This is a genomic window from Brevibacillus soli (assembly GCF_044759095.2).
Taxonomy (GTDB): Bacteria; Bacillota; Bacilli; order Brevibacillales; family Brevibacillaceae; genus JBIYSM02.
Genome location: NZ_JBIYSM020000001.1, coordinates 161,765 through 177,586, shown reverse-complemented (window position 1 = coordinate 177,586; position 15,822 = coordinate 161,765). Strand labels below are relative to the sequence as shown.

Below are 15,822 nucleotides of genomic sequence, written 5' to 3'. Positions count from 1 at the left end.
CGGCTGGGGCCCCGAACACTTTTCTAGTGGCTGTATTGTTATCTACTAAAAAAGAATGGCACTTACCTGCAGCGGTAAGTGCCTTTTTTGTTTCCATTATGGCTGCCCAACACTCTGGCAGAACTCCCCAATGACCTTGGACAAGCGGTCGATGGCGAGAATCATGTTTTCCCGATTCGTATGGGTAAAGTTCAGGCGCAGCGTGTTTGCCTTCGGTTGTTCCGCGTAGAACGGACTCCCCGGCACGAACGCAACTCCTTCCTGTACGGCCCGCACCAGCATCTCTTCGGCTTTGACGCCTTCGGGCAGCTCCATCCAGAAGAACATCCCGCCTTTTGGCTTGTTCCACTTGATATCGGTCCACCCCTGCCGTGACAGGAGATCGTCCATGAGCTGCATTCGTTCCTGATACGCTGCGCGAATGGTCGCAATGTGCGCATCCAGGTCAAAGTGGTTCAACAGTTGAAACAGCGCCATCTGGTCGATGGAGCTGGAGTGCAGGTCAACAGCCTGCTTCGCCCTCACCATCGTCTGAATCACCTGGGCGTCGCCAATCGCCCAGCCCGTTCGCAGCGCCGGCGCCACGGTTTTGGAAAACGTGCTGGTGTAAACCACCGCTGAACCGTTGGGATGCTGATCCAACGAAAAGAGGGTCGGATAGCTTTCGCTCAAATCGAACTGCAGCTCACCATACGGATCGTCTTCCAGAATCAGCACATGATTCTCACGGCAGATCCGCAGAAGGCCGAGTCGGCGCTCCACGCTCCACACCTTGCCGGTCGGATTGGCAAACGTCGGTACGACATAGACCATCTTCGGTCGATACTGCTTCACTTTTGCTGCGAGGTCGTCCAGATCCATGCCCTCCGCGTCACCCTCTACCGGCACGGCCCGAATCCCCCGAAACTGGAACAACTGCAGAGCCGCCAGATAGGTGGGGTTTTCCACCAGGACGACATCGCCTTCGTCCAGATATACCTGGCATAACAGGTCAACCGCCTGCTGCGAACCGGTGGTCAGGATCATGTTCGCAAGGTCGACGTTCATGTTCTTTTGTTTCATGCGGGCCGCAATCCATTCCCGCAGCGGTATATAGCCATCGGTCAACCCGTATTGAAGCGATTTGTTTCCTCCGTCGAACACCCGATTAAAAGCATCCCGCATCGCCTCAATCGGGAAGAACTCCTCGGCCGGCAATCCCCCTGCCAGTGAGATCACCTGGCTCCCCTGGGTCAACTTCAGGATTTCCCTAACAGCCGACGAGGTTAATGCGTCCACATTTTTTGAAAATGAATACTCCATATCTCCCGCTCTCCCTTTAGATAGAACTTATACATGTTGTATCACTGCGACATCAATAAGTCCAATCTAACCTAGCTATAGGGACAATAGTTTTTTTCTATGCCGATGGAAACCTTCATCAAATCAAACGAAAACAGAAAGGGAAACCCGGTGAGGGCTTCCCTGTATCGTTGTCTGTTCCATGGCTTTATGCGATCCGGAACACGCGGGCTTTTTCCACCTGCGGCAAAAAGGAGAGGTCGACGTGCTGGCGAGCCGTCTCAAAGCCGATATCTTCGACCAAGAGGAGCGCTTCTTCACGGAACGGCAGGGTTACACAGCCTTCGTTCAGCTCACAGAGGCGCTTCAGGCGCTTTAGACGTTCAGCAGTTTTTTCCTCGCGCATCAGTTCGTTTTTCAGTTCGCATACGTTGACATGGTTTGCGTCAGAGATCATGCTTACGTCGTTGACGTGAACAATCAGCCGTTTCCCCTCTGCGGTGACAAAACCGATCGAGCAGAACTGAGAGCCGGATAACTCCAGACGGGTCAGAACGACATTGGCAAATTCTTCACCGGAACGCAGCCGGATCATTCCCGCTTCAATGGCGCCGCCAATCTTGCGTTCGTTTGCCAGTACCGTGTACATGTCCGTGTAACCGTTGATCTGATAGCGCATATGTACCCTCCTGCCGAGTAAAAGCTAATCCGGTGAGACTAATTATCATTACCGAATTTATCGTATAATGAAAATCATTATCTGTCAACGGTGAGAATGATTTTTATTATAATATGCGCCTATGGGCAAAAATTTGAATTGCAGACAGGCCCAAAAAAAAACCACCCGGCGTTAGCTAACGCTTCGCCGAGTGGGTTCCCTTTCTGCGCCGGGCGGGGCCCCGAACACTTTTCTAGCGGCTGTATGGGATGTCCATTTTACATCACGTGACGGTCTCTCCCTTTTATTTCACAAAAATCCCCAATCTCTCAATCCTCTCCGCCGCTTCCGCCAGACGCTGTTCCGTGGACAATAGCGCAACACGGACGTAGCCTTCTCCGGTCGGTCCAAAGCCGACACCGGGGGCCACGACTACATGGGCCTGTTCCAGCAGCAGATCGGAAAAGCTGACGGACGTGAAGCCTTTGGGGACGGGCAGCCAGGCGAAAAAGGAGCCTTGCGAGGGTTTCGCCTCCCAACCGATGCGCTGCAGATTGGAGAACAGGGCATTGCGTCTGCTTTCGTAGACAGCCACCAGATCGCGCACGCACTGCTGCGAGTCAGTCAGTGCGCGGACGGCAGCCATCTGCACGGCGCCGAACAGACTGACGAAGTAGTGGTCCTGAATCAGATTAATCAGCCGCACCAGTTCCCGGTTCCCTACCATCGCTCCAACACGCCAGCCGGCCATGTTGTAGGTTTTGGAGAGGGTATAAAACTCTACGCCCACCTCTTTTGCCCCCGGTACCTGCATGAAGCTGACCGGCTTTTTCCCGTCGTAGCTGATCGCCCCGTAGGCAAAATCGTGGCAGACGACAATTTCATGCTTGCGGGCAAAACGGATGGTTTCTTCATAAAATTCGAACGGCGCATTGACCGCTGTGGGATTGTTGGGATAGTTCAGAAACATCAGCTTGGCCTTGTCGAGGTCTTCCTGTGCCAGTTCGCCGTAATTCGGCAAAAAGGCGTTTTCCTCCCGCAGCGGCATCATCACCATGCGGCCGTCAGCAACGGCCACACCAGACCAGTAATCCGGATAGCCTGGATCAGGCACCAGCGCGACGTCCCCCGGGTTTAGCAGAACCTGGCAGATCTCGACCAGTCCGGTCTTGCTCCCGAACAGGATCGCCACTTCTTCTTCGGGATCCAGGTCGACGTCAAATTCCTGCTTGTACCAATAGGCGATGGCCTCTTTCAATTCCTTCCGTCCGGTAAACGGAGGGTATTTATGATGAATCGGATAGGCTGCATGCTGCTGCAGCTCCTCGACAATATGGGCCGGAGTCGGGAGGTCGGGGTTTCCCTGGCCCAGGTTGATGATGTCGTGTCCGGCTGCAATCGCTTTGTTTACCTTGGCCACCAGCGTGGCAAAAAACTGTGTCGGAAGTCTGTCGACCATGGATGCGGGCTGAATGCGCATGATTCTTCTGTCCTTTCGTAACGATTAAAAACCCCTTTTTCCTTACAGAAAAAGGGGTTGAGTTGTTTCTCACGGCCTTATCTGTCAGGAATGCTCCTGCTGGAATTGGCACAGCATCTGCATTCGCATACCATTGCAGATCCGCTGCCGGGCTTCATCGGGCCAGTCCCTCCACCTCTCTGGATAAGTTCAATACTCTTTTTTTAGTTGTGGCAACCATTTTCATACTAGCGAGTTGTGTACGCCGTGTCAATCCCCCTCTTGTATTTCAACGGTCGTACCGTCCGTCAGCAAGGTTTGACCTTTCACAACGATCTTGTCGCCAACGGCCAGCCCGGTTTTCACTTCGATCAGATCGCTGGATTCTTCCCCTGTCGTCACTTCCACCTTTTTGGCAATGGTTCCTTCCAGTCTATACACGAAGCGCTTGCCGTTTTCGTCGAAGACCGCTTTGCGGGGAACAATCAGGGCGCTGCTGGTCTGTTCCTGACCAAACTTCACATTGACAACCATGTCTGCTTTCAGTTGATTGTCCGGGTTGGAAAGGGAGATCTCCACCGGATAGGCGCGGAGTGTCGGATCCATGACCGGGCTGACTGCTTTCACTGTCCCTACCAGGTCCTTGTTCAAGGCGGGCAGCGACACGGTTACTTTTGATCCTGGTTTCACAGACGAAATCTCTGCTTCGGAGAGGTTTGCCTTGACGATCAACGGATTGGTATTGACCACGATCACGACCGGTTGCTGCGGAGAAGCCATTTCTCCCACCGTCCCGTTTACAGCGGCCACATAACCTGAGATCGGTGAGGTCACAGTGGTGTTGGCCAACTGTTCCCGCGCGTTTTGCAAGGCAACCCGCGCCTGCTCCACGGACGCTTCCATCACGGCCACACCCGTGCGCTGCTGAGCCGTTGCCAATGCCTGTTTGGCGTTCTCATAAGCAGTCTGGGCGTTGGTGAGAGCCGTCTTTGCCTGCTCATACTGTTGGGCGGAAATCGCTCCCTGGTTGAACAACTCTGCCATGCGCTGCTCGTTTCGCTGCGCGTCCTTCAGTCCCTGCTCGGCCTGGGTTAATCCGTTTTTCGCTTGCTGGAGGCTTTGGGCGGCATTGGCATCGCTTTGTTTCAGGTTGGCCAGCGCAACCTGGTACTGCGCCTCCGCCTGACGTACGCTGTTCATCAGGTCGTTCTTGTCCAGTGAAAACAGGACCTGGCCTTTTTGAACCTGCTGCCCCAACGCGACGTTCAACTGTACGATTTTCCCGCTCACTTTTGGCGTCAATGCCACCTCCTGATTGGGAGCCAATTTGCCGGTCACACCTGACCGTGTGGCGACACTGCCTTTTTTCACCGTATCCACTTGCACGGGTACCGGTTTGTTTTGCTCTGCCGTTTCAACCGGTGCCTGCTGCCCCGTGCAGCCGGCAAGCACAATCACAACGGAGAGCAAAAGCCCCAGACTGCTTTTGTTCAGTTTCATCATCACTTCCGCCTCCTATCCGACCGTTACGATCTCTTCGTCCGAAGAGGTTTTTGGGTTCCATTTTTGTCTGCGATTCCTGAACTTGCGTCCCAAATCATCAAACCAGGTGTAGACGACCGGAATCAAAACCAAGGTAATCAGCGTAGAGAAGCTGAGACCAAAGGCCACGACAATCGCCATCGGGGCCTGCGACTCGTTTCCTGCCCCGCCGCCAAAGGCAAGCGGCAGTATGGCCAGAATCGTCGTCAAACTGGTCATCAAGATCGGACGCAGACGCCGCGGACCTGCTTGAAGAATGGCTTCGTCGCGATCCACTCCGCGCTTCCGCAGCTGATTGACATAGTCGATCAACACAATCGCGTTGTTTACGACGATCCCGATCAGCAAAATGTAACCGATCAAAGCTGGAACGCTAAGCGGTTTTCCGGTTACAAACAGTCCGACCACGACGCCGATAAACGTCGGCGGGATGGAGAACATGATAATGAACGGGGTAAACAGCGATTCAAACTGGCTGGCCATGACCATGTAGACCAGCACAATCGAGAGGATGATCGCCAAGCCGAGACTTCCAAACGACTCCGCCATGTCCTTGCTCTGCCCGCCGACCTCGACGGTGTAACCATCCGGCAGCTTCAATGCGCTGAGCTTCGCCTCAATGTCTCGCGAGATGGATTGCAGGTCTCGCCCGGCGATATCCCCGGAAATGGTTACCTCGCGCGTCTGGTTCGCCCGCTTGATCAATTGCGGCACGTCCTTGTACACGATATCCGCTACGGAAGAAAGCGCAATTTGCGCTCCGCTTGCCGTCGGGATTCGCAGCTGCTGCAGATAGGTAATATCATCCTGGTACGCTTTTGGCAGCATCACTCTCACATCAATCTGGTCGTCCCCGGTCTGGAAGGTGGTTACCGTCTGTCCATCAAATGCCGTACGGACGTTGGACAAAATCTGGCTGGTCGTCAATCCGTACAGACTTGCTTTTTGCGGATCGACTACGACTTGAATCTCCTGTCGAGTCTCTTCCAGGGAGGTCGTAATATTGCGGGTACCCGGCACCTGTTTTATCTCGCCTTCGATAATCGAGCTGATATCTTCCAATACGGCCAGATCATCCCCGCGAAGGCTGACCTGAAGTGCAGCACCTGCCGGACCTCCTGATTCATCCGTCTCTTTCACTTCGATTTCCGCACCGGAAATGCTGCTCAATTCTTTGCGCAATTGCTCCGTTACCTGTTCGGTTGAAACGCTGCGTTTTTCCTTTGGTACCAGCGTCAGATTCAGCTGGGCCTTGTTTGACGTACTTGTGGCAATGAGGGCTGGTCCGCCGCTGGATCCGATGGAGGTATACAACTGTTTCAATTCGGGCAGATCCTTGACCCGATCTTCTACCTGTGCCACTACTTTTTCAGTCTCTTTCAAAACAGTGCCGTTTGGCATGCTGATCGAGACGGTAATTTTCCCTTGATCCAGCTTGGGAATAAACTCCGCGCCGATCATCGGGGTAAGGGCAACGGCCCCGACAAACAGGGCAATGGTTGCAGCAAAGACGGTTTTGCGGTGCTTGATTGCCCATCCGAGCAGTCTGCCGTAGCCTTTTGCCAACTTGTTAAAACCGACGTTAAACCACACGACCGGGTTGTAGCCTTTGTAGCCGGCCAGCTCTTCTTCTTCCGTCTTTGGCACTTCTTTCAGCCAGCGCGAACTGAGCATCGGCACAAGCATCAAAGACGCCAGCAAGGCTGCGATGTGGGAATACACGACCGTAAGCGCGAGCGGTCCAAACAATTCGGAAGCCAGACCCTCTACGAAAACGATCGGCAGGAACACCGCAATTTGCGCCAGAGCAGACGCCATAACCGCCGTTCCCACTTCCCTGGAACCGAGACGAGCGGCTTCCATCATGCTTTTTCCGGATTGGCGATAGAGAAAGATGTTCTCCAGAATCACGACCGCAAAGTCAACCAGGGAACCGAGACCCAGAGTCAGACCGGAAAGCGAGATCAGGTTGATGGTTTGTCCGGTAAAATACATCAGACAGAAGGTTGCCACGATGGAGATCGGTATCACGATCGATACGATCAGCATGGAACGGGCACTGTTCAGGAACAGGTACAGCACGACAATGGCAAACAGTCCGCCAATCAGCGCGTGTTCTCCTACGGTGTAGATGGAATCCTTGATGAATTGAGAGGAGTCACTGATCACGTCCACTTTCACCGATTTGGGCAGGACAGCCTCAAGCGACTTCAGCTCTTTTTTGACTGCGTCGGCCACTTCGATGGTGTTTCCGCCCGACGCTTTGGTGATGCTGATGCCTACACTGGGTTTTCCGTTCAGGTAGGCCTTTTGCGTAACCTCTTCGTAGGTATCTGCGATTGTAGCGATGTCTCTCAGCGGGATGCTGCCGTTTTGCACGCGGACCGGCGTCTCGCCGATGTCCGCTACAGCGGCGTATTCACCCTGTACGCGAATACTCAGCTTGGTGTCCCCTTGGCGAACCGCCCCGGAGGAACCGGAGACGTTGGTCGCCATCAGCGCTTGCTGCACCTGGTCGATGCTGATGCCATACGCCGCCAGGCGATCAGGGTTCAACACCACTTCAATGATTTTTTCTTTGCCCCCGGAAATGCCGACGGAGGCAACGCCGTCAATTCGCTCCAGACGCGATTTAATCACGTTTTCCGCCAACGACTTCAACTTGACAACATCGTCGTCGCCGGTCAAAGACATCGTCATGATCGGCTGAGCGTTCGGGTCCAGCTTGAGAATGCGCGGCGCATTGGCCGAATCAGGCAAGCGGCCTCGTACCTGATCCACTTTGTCCCGCATGTTAAGCGTAGCCTGATCCATGTCAACGCCCCAGTTGAACTGGAGGATGACCTGGGACGCTCCTTCTATCGAGTTGGATGTAATGGTTTTCACGTTGGGCACCGTTCCAAGCGCTTCTTCGATGGGCTTGGTAACCAGCTTCTCCACCTCTGCCGGCGTGCCCCCGTTGACACTTGTCACCACAACCGCTACCGGAAGATTCAGTTCCGGATACAATTCGACCGCCAGCTTCGGCAGTGATACAAATCCGAATATAAGGATGGCGACGCACAACATGAAGATGGTCACGGGGCGTTGAATTGAGAATCTGGACAAATTCATGGCGATGACTTACCTCCCTTTTGCAGCATATCCCACCGTTTCTGTAGATACGTTGTAATCATGGCAAGAATTTCACTGCATTTCTCCATCTCTTCCTCCGTCATCCCCGCGAACAGGTTTTCAAAGTATCCTTCTTTCATGCAGGGGATTTTTTCCTCCAGCGACTGCAGACTGTCCGCCAGACTGACCCTGACGATCCGCCGATCCTGATCATCCCGGTTGCGAATGACCAGTCCGTTTCGTTCCAAGCGGTCCACAATGCCGGAAACCGTGCTGTACGAAAGGTCCACCAGTTGACTGATCTCGCCGATCGTCTTCGGCCCGCCTTTCAACTTGTCCAGAACAATCAGCTGCGGCATCGTGAAACCGCAGCGCGCCAGTTCCTCCGTGATAATGGCAATGTACAGTTCATTCATTCCGTTCAGCTGCGCTGACATGCGCTGTAATGGCTTCATTTTTTTCCACCCCAAACATTTCGCATCACGAAAATTATTGCACACTAAATATTTCGTGACAAGAAATAAATCGTGAACACGATGTGAAATAATTGGAAAAAATAAGGAAGGCTCTCACGTCCCACGCCTTCCATTCAGCAAACATTCTCTCTCTCCTTGACTTAAAAACAATTTACACCTATCTTACTACACTTTCCTGCCCGTTAAGTGGAGCAAACAAAAAGGCTGACAAAGCAACCGATAATGAACTCTCGATCCCCGTCGTAAATAAGAAAACCCAGCCGACTTAAGCGATCGCTGGTGTCGGCTGGGGCCCCGAACACTTCTCTAGTGGCTGTATGGGATTTCCAAATTTGTAAATTCTTATACACTAAAAATAGGCTCTTATATTGTGATCTAAACACAATGTAAGAGCCTTTCTTTGTTTTCATCAGAAAATGTATAACATTTTCAGTCTGTCGACAAACCCGTATGTATGTGTGAGGGACCGATTTCTCCAGCTACCCGCGAGCTGTGACGACCCGCTAGCGGAGCGGGGTGGGCGCGGGGATCCGCAGCGTCACCTCTGAAACAATATCGTAGCGATGCTACTTTGACGCTGCCCCCGCGAATCGTCGCGGAGCGGACAGTGACACATCCCTGCGGGGAGGAGGGCCGAGCGGAGCGGAGGAATCGATCCCGAATAGACACGAATACCTTTTTCGACAGTCTCAAAATGTATAACATTTTATTATTTTATATCTATTTCATTGGTTTTCCCCAGCCACCAGTTCATTCTATAATAATCAGCCTCCTCTCTTTCCTGTGATTACTCCTCGTTGCGGCGGTAGTCGCCGCTTTTTCCCCCTGTCTTCCTGAGCAGGTAGGTGGGGCCAAGCACCATATCCTTGTCCATCGCCTTGCACATGTCGTAAACCGTAAGCACAGCGGCGGTCGCTGCCGTGAGTGCCTCCATCTCGACACCGGTTTTGCCGGTTGTCTTCACGACAGCCTCGACACCCAGCGTATCGGCCCCTTCGTAGGAGAACCGGATGTCAATCCCGGTCAACGGCAGCGGGTGACACATCGGGATGATGTCCCAGGTCTTTTTGGCCGCCATGATCCCCGCTACCTGGGCCACCGCCAGCACGTCCCCTTTGTCTACCTGTCCAGCCCGGATGCGGCTGAGAGTCTCCGGTTTCATTTTGACCTGACTCCGAGCGAGAGCCTCCCGCTTGGTCACTTCCTTTTCCGAAACGTCCACCATCTGCGCACGGTTCTGCTCGTTAAAATGCGTCAGCTGATCGTTCATGCTATCCTCCAATTTGCGACATGCGCCGCAGCGTCGGCGTGTGGCTCTGCGCCTGTCGTTCCAACGCCTGAGCCATTTCGTGGTTTTCCGGCTTGATCGCCAGGGCGCGGTAAAACAACTGGCGAAGCGCTTCCTTGTCGCCGATGTGCGGCCGCACGTTCAATTCGTCGATCCAGTACAGGCACGGCTTCAGGTGTCCATCGGCGGTCAACCGAAGCCGGTTGCAGTTTCCGCAAAAATGGTCGCTCACCGGGTGGATCAGTCCAATGCTTCCCCGCGCACCCGGCAGTCGGAAATCCTCACTCGGACCGTTTCCTTTTACCTTCTCCGTTTTCTCGGGAGTTAGCCCCAACGCCTTTGCCCGATCAATCACCGCGGACAGCGGAAGGTATTTTTCCCGCCATCCGTCGTCATCGTGCCCGATTGGCATGTATTCAATGAAACGAACGTGAATGGGCCTCTCCAGCGACAGGCGGAGGAAGTCGTCAATCTCGTCATCGTTCATTCCCTTCATTAATACTACATTCAGTTTGATCGGGGAAAAACCAACCGCAAAGCTGGCTTCCAATGCCTCCAACACCCGATCCAGGTCGCCCCCCCGTGTAATCATCGCAAAGCGGTCGGGCTTCATCGTGTCCAGGCTGATGTTGACCCGCGTCACGCCCGCCTGTTTCAAGGCCTCCGCTTTTTGCGCGAGATAGATGCCGTTGGTCGTCAACGCGATGTCCTCAATTCCCGGGATGGCGGAAAGCACTGCCACCAGTTTCTCCACGTCCCTGCGCACCAGAGGTTCGCCGCCCGTCAGGCGCAATCGGCGCACCCCCAGACTGGCGGCTACTTCCACGACCTCGACGATCTCTTCAAAGCGAAGAATCTGCTCATGCGGTTGAAACTCCATCCCCTCGGCAGGCATACAGTAGACACAGCGCAAATTGCAGCGGTCGGTCAAGGAAATACGCAGATAATCGTGTTGTCGGCCGAACCGGTCGATCAGTTGACCACTCGTCAAGAAAAACACCTCCGTTTCCCACTTTCTTCTTTCTATAACCTTAACCTCGCAGGTGTATAAAATCAATGGAGAAATGCAGTCTGTCCTCTCTGTCGTTTGGCACTTCCCAACCGTTTGTGATATCGTCTGAGAAGAGAGATCTGCTTGAATGATGAATGGGAAACGAGGAGGTACTATGCAACTGAATGTATTGTTATTTGCGGGCCTTGCCGAGCGGGCCGGCGAGCGGGAAATTCGTTTGGAACTGAACGGGGAAATCACGGTTCGAGAGCTCCTCGATACCATCGCCAAAAGGTATCCCGCTCTCTCCCCCTTGCTTGACAGCTGCTTTGTTTCCATTAACAAGGAGTTTGCTGCCCCTGATCAAACGGTGCGCCCCGGTGACGAGGTGGCGGTTCTGCCGCCGGTCAGCGGCGGGGAAGAACCGCGCTTTGCCGTCACGCAGGAACCGCTGAGCGCAGACAAGCTGATCCATCTTGTCTCCAATCCGCGCGCCGGAGCCGTGTTGACCTTCGTCGGTACAGTCCGGGAGTTCACCCACGGCCAGCGAACCGTCTCGCTGTCGTACGAAGCATACATACCGATGGCCGTGGAAAAAATGAAGCAGATTGCAGCGGAAATGGAAGAGCGCTGGCCGGGCGTACAGGTGGCCATGCACCATCGGATCGGTGAACTGGCGATAGAAGAGATAGCAGTCGTCATTGCCGTCGCCACACCGCACCGCAACGAGTCCTTTGAGGCCGGACGCTATGCGATTGAACGGCTGAAACAGATTGTCCCGATCTGGAAAAAAGAAATCTGGGAAGACGGCAGCGAATGGAAAGGGCACCAGCAAGGGCCGTGGAATCCGTTGGCCCCGATCGATCCTCCATTCCGCGAAAGGGGTTGAGGCGGGATGCAGACGCGTTACTCTCGGCAAATCCTGTTTCCTCCGATCGGACGAAGCGGTCAGGAGCGGCTTGGATCGAGCCGCGTTGCCATCGTGGGGATGGGCGCACTGGGTACCGTTCTCTCCAACCACATGGTTCGGGCGGGAGTCGGGTTTGTGCGCCTGATCGACCGAGACTTTGTTGAACCGAGCAATCTTCAGCGGCAGATGCTGTACGATGAAGACGACGCCCGAGCGCACTTGCCAAAGGCAATGGCCGCCTACGAAAAGCTGAAACGGATCAACTCCGAGGTGAACATTGAGCCCGTCGTCGCCGATCTGACACCGTTTAACGCCGAATCGCTGCTCGCCGACGCGGATCTGGTTCTGGACGCCACCGACAACTTTCAGGTGAGGTATCTGATCAACGATGTCTGCGTGAAGCACGCGATCCCTTGGGTGTACGGAGGGGCGGTGAGCGCCACCGGTACATTTACTGCCATCCGTCCAGGAAAAACCCCCTGCCTCCGCTGTCTCTTTCCCGAGGCACCCAAACCGGGTGAAATGCCCACCTGTGATACGTCCGGGGTAATCGGACCCATCATCCACATCGTGGCGTCGTATCAAGCAACAGAGGCACTGAAGCTGCTTGTCGGAGCGTCCGAATCTTTCAATCCGTACCTAGAGCACTTCGACTTGTGGAACAACCAGCATCAGCAAGTCCGTGTCAGCAAAGCGCGCCGTCCGGACTGTCCGACCTGCGGAGTACGGCAGTTTGACTTTCTCCATGCGGACACGCAGGAAGGTTTGGCGGTTTCCCTATGCGGCCGTGATACCGTGCAGATTTCCCCTGCTGCGGACGCCTCCCTCGATCTGGACCGCCTGGAAAAGCGTCTCGCTCCGCTGGGCAAGGTAGAGCGAAACAAGTTTCTCCTCCGCTTCCATGCGGAACCGCACACACTGGTCGCCTTTCCCGACGGCCGGGTGCTTGTTCAGGGAACGGATGACGTGAGCGTGGCACGATCCTTACACGCCAAATACATCGGCGCATAATCATCTAAGAAAACCCACCCGGCATTAGCTATCCTCAACCCACTCGGCGTTAGCTATCGCTGAGCCGAGTGGGTTCCCTTTCTGCGCCGGGCGGGGCCCCGAACATTTTTCTAGCGGCTGTATGGGATGTCCAATTTTATACATTCTACTGAAAATGGTTTCCTTTCACGTGTGAACAATTTATGAAATTGAGGGTAGAAGACGAGTAACAAATCGAGTATAATAGGAGCGTAATCGAAGAAACGAAACGACGTTTCACTAGATGAAACCTTAACCGACGTACAAGGAGGTCATTCGATTGGCTAACAAAGATGCTTACAATGTGAAGTCCTCCATGCAGGTAGGCGACAAGTCCTACAAGTACTATCGCCTGCAAGGCCTGGAAGAGCAAGGAATTGGCGAAGTCTCCAAACTGCCGTTCTCCATTAAGGTGCTGCTGGAAGCGGCTGTTCGTCAATTTGACGGCCGTGCCATCACAAAAGAACACGTACAACAACTGGCCAACTGGACAAAAGGCCGTGACGAAAACCAAGAAGTACCGCTCATGCCGGCTCGTATCGTCCTGCAGGACTTTACCGGCGTACCGGCTGTTGTTGATTTGGCTGCGATGCGTATTGCAATGAAGCGCGCCGGCGGCGATCCGAAACGCATCAATCCGCTTGTGCCGGTAGACCTCGTCATCGACCACTCCGTCATGGTTGACGACTTCGGGAACGAAAACGCGCTGGAAAACAACATGAAACTGGAATTTGAGCGCAACCAGGAGCGCTACCGCTTCCTGCGCTGGGCACAAACCGCTTTTGACAACTTCCGTGCGGTGCCGCCCGCAACCGGTATCGTACACCAGGTGAACCTGGAGTACCTGGCAACTGTCGTTGCTACCCGCGAAGTGGACGGCGAACTGGTGGCCTTCCCGGATTCTCTCGTCGGTACCGACTCCCACACCACCATGATCAACGGTCTGGGCGTACTCGGATGGGGCGTCGGCGGTATCGAGGCGGAAGCAGGCATGCTGGGCCAACCGCTCTACTTCGTAACTCCTGAAGTAGTAGGTTTCAAACTGACAGGAACTCTTTCGGAAGGCGCAACCGCTACCGACCTGGCCTTGACCGTAACCCAAATGCTGCGCAAAAAAGGCGTAGTAGGCAAATTCGTAGAATTCTACGGCCCTGGTCTCTCCAACATCTCTCTGGCAGACCGTGCGACCGTTGCCAACATGGCACCAGAATACGGTGCAACCATGGGCTTCTTCCCGGTTGATGCGGAAACGCTCAACTACCTGCGTCAAACAGGCCGCGATGAAAGCCTGATTAACCTGGTTGAAACCTACACCAAAGCACAAGGCTTGTTCCGTACGGATGACACGCCGGACCCAATCTTCAGCGAAACCTTGGAGCTGGATCTGTCCACCGTCGTTCCGAGCCTTGCCGGTCCGAAGCGTCCGCAAGACCGTGTCGAGCTGACTTCCATGAAGGAATCCTTCAACAACAGCCTGCGCACGCCAATCGAAAAAGGCGGTTTCGGCCTCAGCGAAGAGAAGATCAACGCGAAGGCGGAAGTTACCTATCCGAACGGCGAAAAAGCTGAACTGAAAACCGGTTCCGTGGTCATCGCTGCGATTACGTCCTGTACCAATACCTCCAACCCAAGCGTAATGCTGGGCGCCGGTATTGTAGCGAAGAAAGCGGTAGAAAAAGGTCTGAAGAAGCCTCCGTTCGTGAAGAGCTCCCTGGCGCCTGGTTCCCGCGTCGTTACCCAATACCTGATCGACGCCGGCCTGATTGATTCGCTCAATGCGATCGGCTTTAACGTCGTCGGTTACGGCTGCACCACTTGTATCGGAAACTCCGGTCCGCTGCCGGAAGAAACCAGCAAGGCGATTGCTGAAAACGACCTGACTGTCGCTGCGGTCCTCTCCGGTAACCGCAACTTCGAAGGCCGCATTCACGCACAGGTGAAAGCGAACTACCTCGCTTCTCCGCCGCTGGTGATCGCATATGCGCTCGCGGGTACCGTCAACATCGACCTGACAAAAGACCCGATCGGCATCGGCAAGGACGGCCAACCTGTCTACCTGAAAGACATCTGGCCGACTCCGCAAGAGCTCGCAGAAGCGATGGACAAAGCGATGAATCCGGAACTGTTCCGTTCCCAATACGCAAATGTGTTTACGCAAAACAAGGCATGGAACGAAATCGACGCACCGACCGGCGACCTGTACGAGTGGGATGAAAACTCCACGTACATTCAAGAGCCGCCGTTCTTCAAAGACCTCACTGGCGAAGTGGGACACATCGGAGAAATCAAAGGCGCGAAAACGCTCGCTCTGTTCGGCGATTCCGTCACGACCGACCACATCTCTCCGGCCGGCAACATTTCGCCGACCAGCCCGGCAGGTCTCTACCTGCAGTCCAAAGGTGTGGAACGCAAAGACTTCAACTCCTACGGCGCTCGCCGTGGCAGCCACGACGTCATGATGCGCGGTACGTTTGCCAACATCCGCATCCGCAACCAAGTGGCTCCTGGCACTGAGGGCGGTGTAACCAAATACCTGCCGACCGGCGAAATCATGTCCATCTATGATGCAGCGATGAAGTATCAAGCGGACAACACACCGCTGGTGGTATTTGCCGGCAAGGAGTACGGTACCGGTTCCTCCCGCGACTGGGCGGCAAAAGGTACGTTCCTCCTCGGCATCAAAGCGGTGATTGCGGAAAGCTTTGAGCGTATCCACCGCGCCAACCTGGTAGGCATGGGCGTTCTCCCGCTGCAGTTTGTGGATGGCCAAAGCTGGAAGTCCCTCAACATCGACGGTACCGAAACCTTTGATATCGTCGGCTTGAGCGACAACGTCCAACCGGGCCAAAAACTGAAAGTGAAGGCAACCCGTCAGGATGGCAGCACTTTTGAGTTCGACGTCATCGTTCGTCTCGACAGCACGGTAGATGTAGACTACTACCGCAACGGCGGTATCCTGCAAACCGTTCTGCGTCAGCTGCTTGACGAAGAAAAAACCGTAACGGCATAAGAATGAAGCAAAAGGCAGACGTTGTCATGGAACGTCTGCCTTTTTCATGAGCTTGCGAGACCCA

Annotated in this window: 11 protein-coding genes and 1 riboswitch; of the genes, 3 read left to right on the top strand and 8 right to left on the bottom strand. The window is 54.4% G+C overall.

All coding sequences use genetic code 11. The features are described 5' to 3' along the window. Nucleotides 1-96: 96 nt before the first annotated feature. From ACE99V_RS00810 to moaA, 8 genes are all read right to left on the bottom strand, one after another. Complete coding sequence (locus tag ACE99V_RS00810; protein WP_400489044.1) at nt 97-1,302, bottom strand: aminotransferase-like domain-containing protein; 1,206 nt, start codon at nt 1,300-1,302, stop codon at nt 97-99. A gap of 187 nt (nt 1,303-1,489) precedes the next feature. Beyond that, nucleotides 1,490-1,960 (bottom strand): hypothetical protein, encoded by a 471-nt coding sequence (locus ACE99V_RS00805; protein WP_400489043.1) that lies wholly within the window; start codon nt 1,958-1,960, stop codon nt 1,490-1,492. 283 nt (nt 1,961-2,243) lie between these two features. Continuing rightward, nucleotides 2,244-3,419, bottom strand: a complete 1,176-nt coding sequence (locus ACE99V_RS00800; protein ID WP_400489042.1) for a pyridoxal phosphate-dependent aminotransferase — start codon at nt 3,417-3,419, stop codon at nt 2,244-2,246. A 74-nt stretch (nt 3,420-3,493) separates the two neighbouring features. Then, a riboswitch (SAM riboswitch) is annotated at nt 3,494-3,609 on the bottom strand. Nucleotides 3,610-3,668: 59 nt separating this feature from the next. After that, the gene (locus ACE99V_RS00795; protein ID WP_400489073.1) at nt 3,669-4,898 is read right to left on the bottom strand and encodes an efflux RND transporter periplasmic adaptor subunit; all 1,230 of its coding nucleotides are present in this window, start codon (nt 4,896-4,898) and stop codon (nt 3,669-3,671) included. 15 nt (nt 4,899-4,913) lie between these two features. Next, complete coding sequence (locus ACE99V_RS00790; RefSeq protein WP_400489041.1) at nt 4,914-8,054, bottom strand: efflux RND transporter permease subunit; 3,141 nt, start codon at nt 8,052-8,054, stop codon at nt 4,914-4,916. Next, entirely contained in the window at nt 8,051-8,509 is a 459-nt protein-coding gene (locus tag ACE99V_RS00785) for a MarR family winged helix-turn-helix transcriptional regulator (protein WP_400489040.1), read from the bottom strand. Before ACE99V_RS00785 ends, ACE99V_RS00790 begins: the two co-directional genes overlap by 4 nt. Nucleotides 8,510-9,317: 808 nt before the next feature. Beyond that, nucleotides 9,318-9,800 (bottom strand): cyclic pyranopterin monophosphate synthase MoaC, encoded by a 483-nt coding sequence (gene moaC, locus ACE99V_RS00780; protein WP_400489039.1) that lies wholly within the window; start codon nt 9,798-9,800, stop codon nt 9,318-9,320. A 1-nt stretch (nt 9,801) separates the two neighbouring features. After that, nucleotides 9,802-10,809 (bottom strand): GTP 3',8-cyclase MoaA, encoded by a 1,008-nt coding sequence (gene moaA / locus ACE99V_RS00775; RefSeq protein ID WP_400489038.1) that lies wholly within the window; start codon nt 10,807-10,809, stop codon nt 9,802-9,804. Between the two features lie 175 nt (nt 10,810-10,984). Between moaA and ACE99V_RS00770 the strand changes: the two genes are divergently transcribed. The 3 genes from ACE99V_RS00770 to acnA all read left to right on the top strand — a co-directional run bounded on the left by ACE99V_RS00770 (nt 10,985) and on the right by acnA (nt 15,758). Next, on the top strand, nt 10,985-11,698 hold the full coding sequence (locus ACE99V_RS00770; RefSeq protein WP_400489037.1) for a molybdenum cofactor biosynthesis protein MoaE: 714 nt from the start codon (nt 10,985-10,987) through the stop codon (nt 11,696-11,698). A gap of 6 nt (nt 11,699-11,704) precedes the next feature. Beyond that, nucleotides 11,705-12,730, top strand: coding sequence for a ThiF family adenylyltransferase (locus ACE99V_RS00765; RefSeq protein ID WP_400489036.1), 1,026 nt, complete (start codon nt 11,705-11,707; stop codon nt 12,728-12,730). 298 nt (nt 12,731-13,028) lie between these two features. After that, nucleotides 13,029-15,758, top strand: coding sequence for an aconitate hydratase AcnA (gene acnA, locus ACE99V_RS00760; RefSeq protein ID WP_400489035.1), 2,730 nt, complete (start codon nt 13,029-13,031; stop codon nt 15,756-15,758). Nucleotides 15,759-15,822: the final 64 nt, after the last annotated feature.

What these genes read in the sequence shown, in the direction of transcription:
- ACE99V_RS00810 (WP_400489044.1), bottom strand. Translation starts at nt 1,302, where the DNA reads ATGGAGTATTCATTTTCAAAAAATGTGGACGCATTAACCTCGTCGGCT.
- ACE99V_RS00805 (WP_400489043.1), bottom strand. Translation starts at nt 1,960, where the DNA reads ATGCGCTATCAGATCAACGGTTACACGGACATGTACACGGTACTGGCA.
- ACE99V_RS00800 (WP_400489042.1), bottom strand. Translation starts at nt 3,419, where the DNA reads ATGCGCATTCAGCCCGCATCCATGGTCGACAGACTTCCGACACAGTTT.
- ACE99V_RS00795 (WP_400489073.1), bottom strand. Translation starts at nt 4,898, where the DNA reads ATGAAACTGAACAAAAGCAGTCTGGGGCTTTTGCTCTCCGTTGTGATT.
- ACE99V_RS00790 (WP_400489041.1), bottom strand. Translation starts at nt 8,054, where the DNA reads ATGAATTTGTCCAGATTCTCAATTCAACGCCCCGTGACCATCTTCATG.
- ACE99V_RS00785 (WP_400489040.1), bottom strand. Translation starts at nt 8,509, where the DNA reads ATGAAGCCATTACAGCGCATGTCAGCGCAGCTGAACGGAATGAATGAA.
- moaC (WP_400489039.1), bottom strand. Translation starts at nt 9,800, where the DNA reads ATGAACGATCAGCTGACGCATTTTAACGAGCAGAACCGTGCGCAGATG.
- ACE99V_RS00770 (WP_400489037.1), top strand. Translation starts at nt 10,985, where the DNA reads ATGCAACTGAATGTATTGTTATTTGCGGGCCTTGCCGAGCGGGCCGGC.
- ACE99V_RS00765 (WP_400489036.1), top strand. Translation starts at nt 11,705, where the DNA reads ATGCAGACGCGTTACTCTCGGCAAATCCTGTTTCCTCCGATCGGACGA.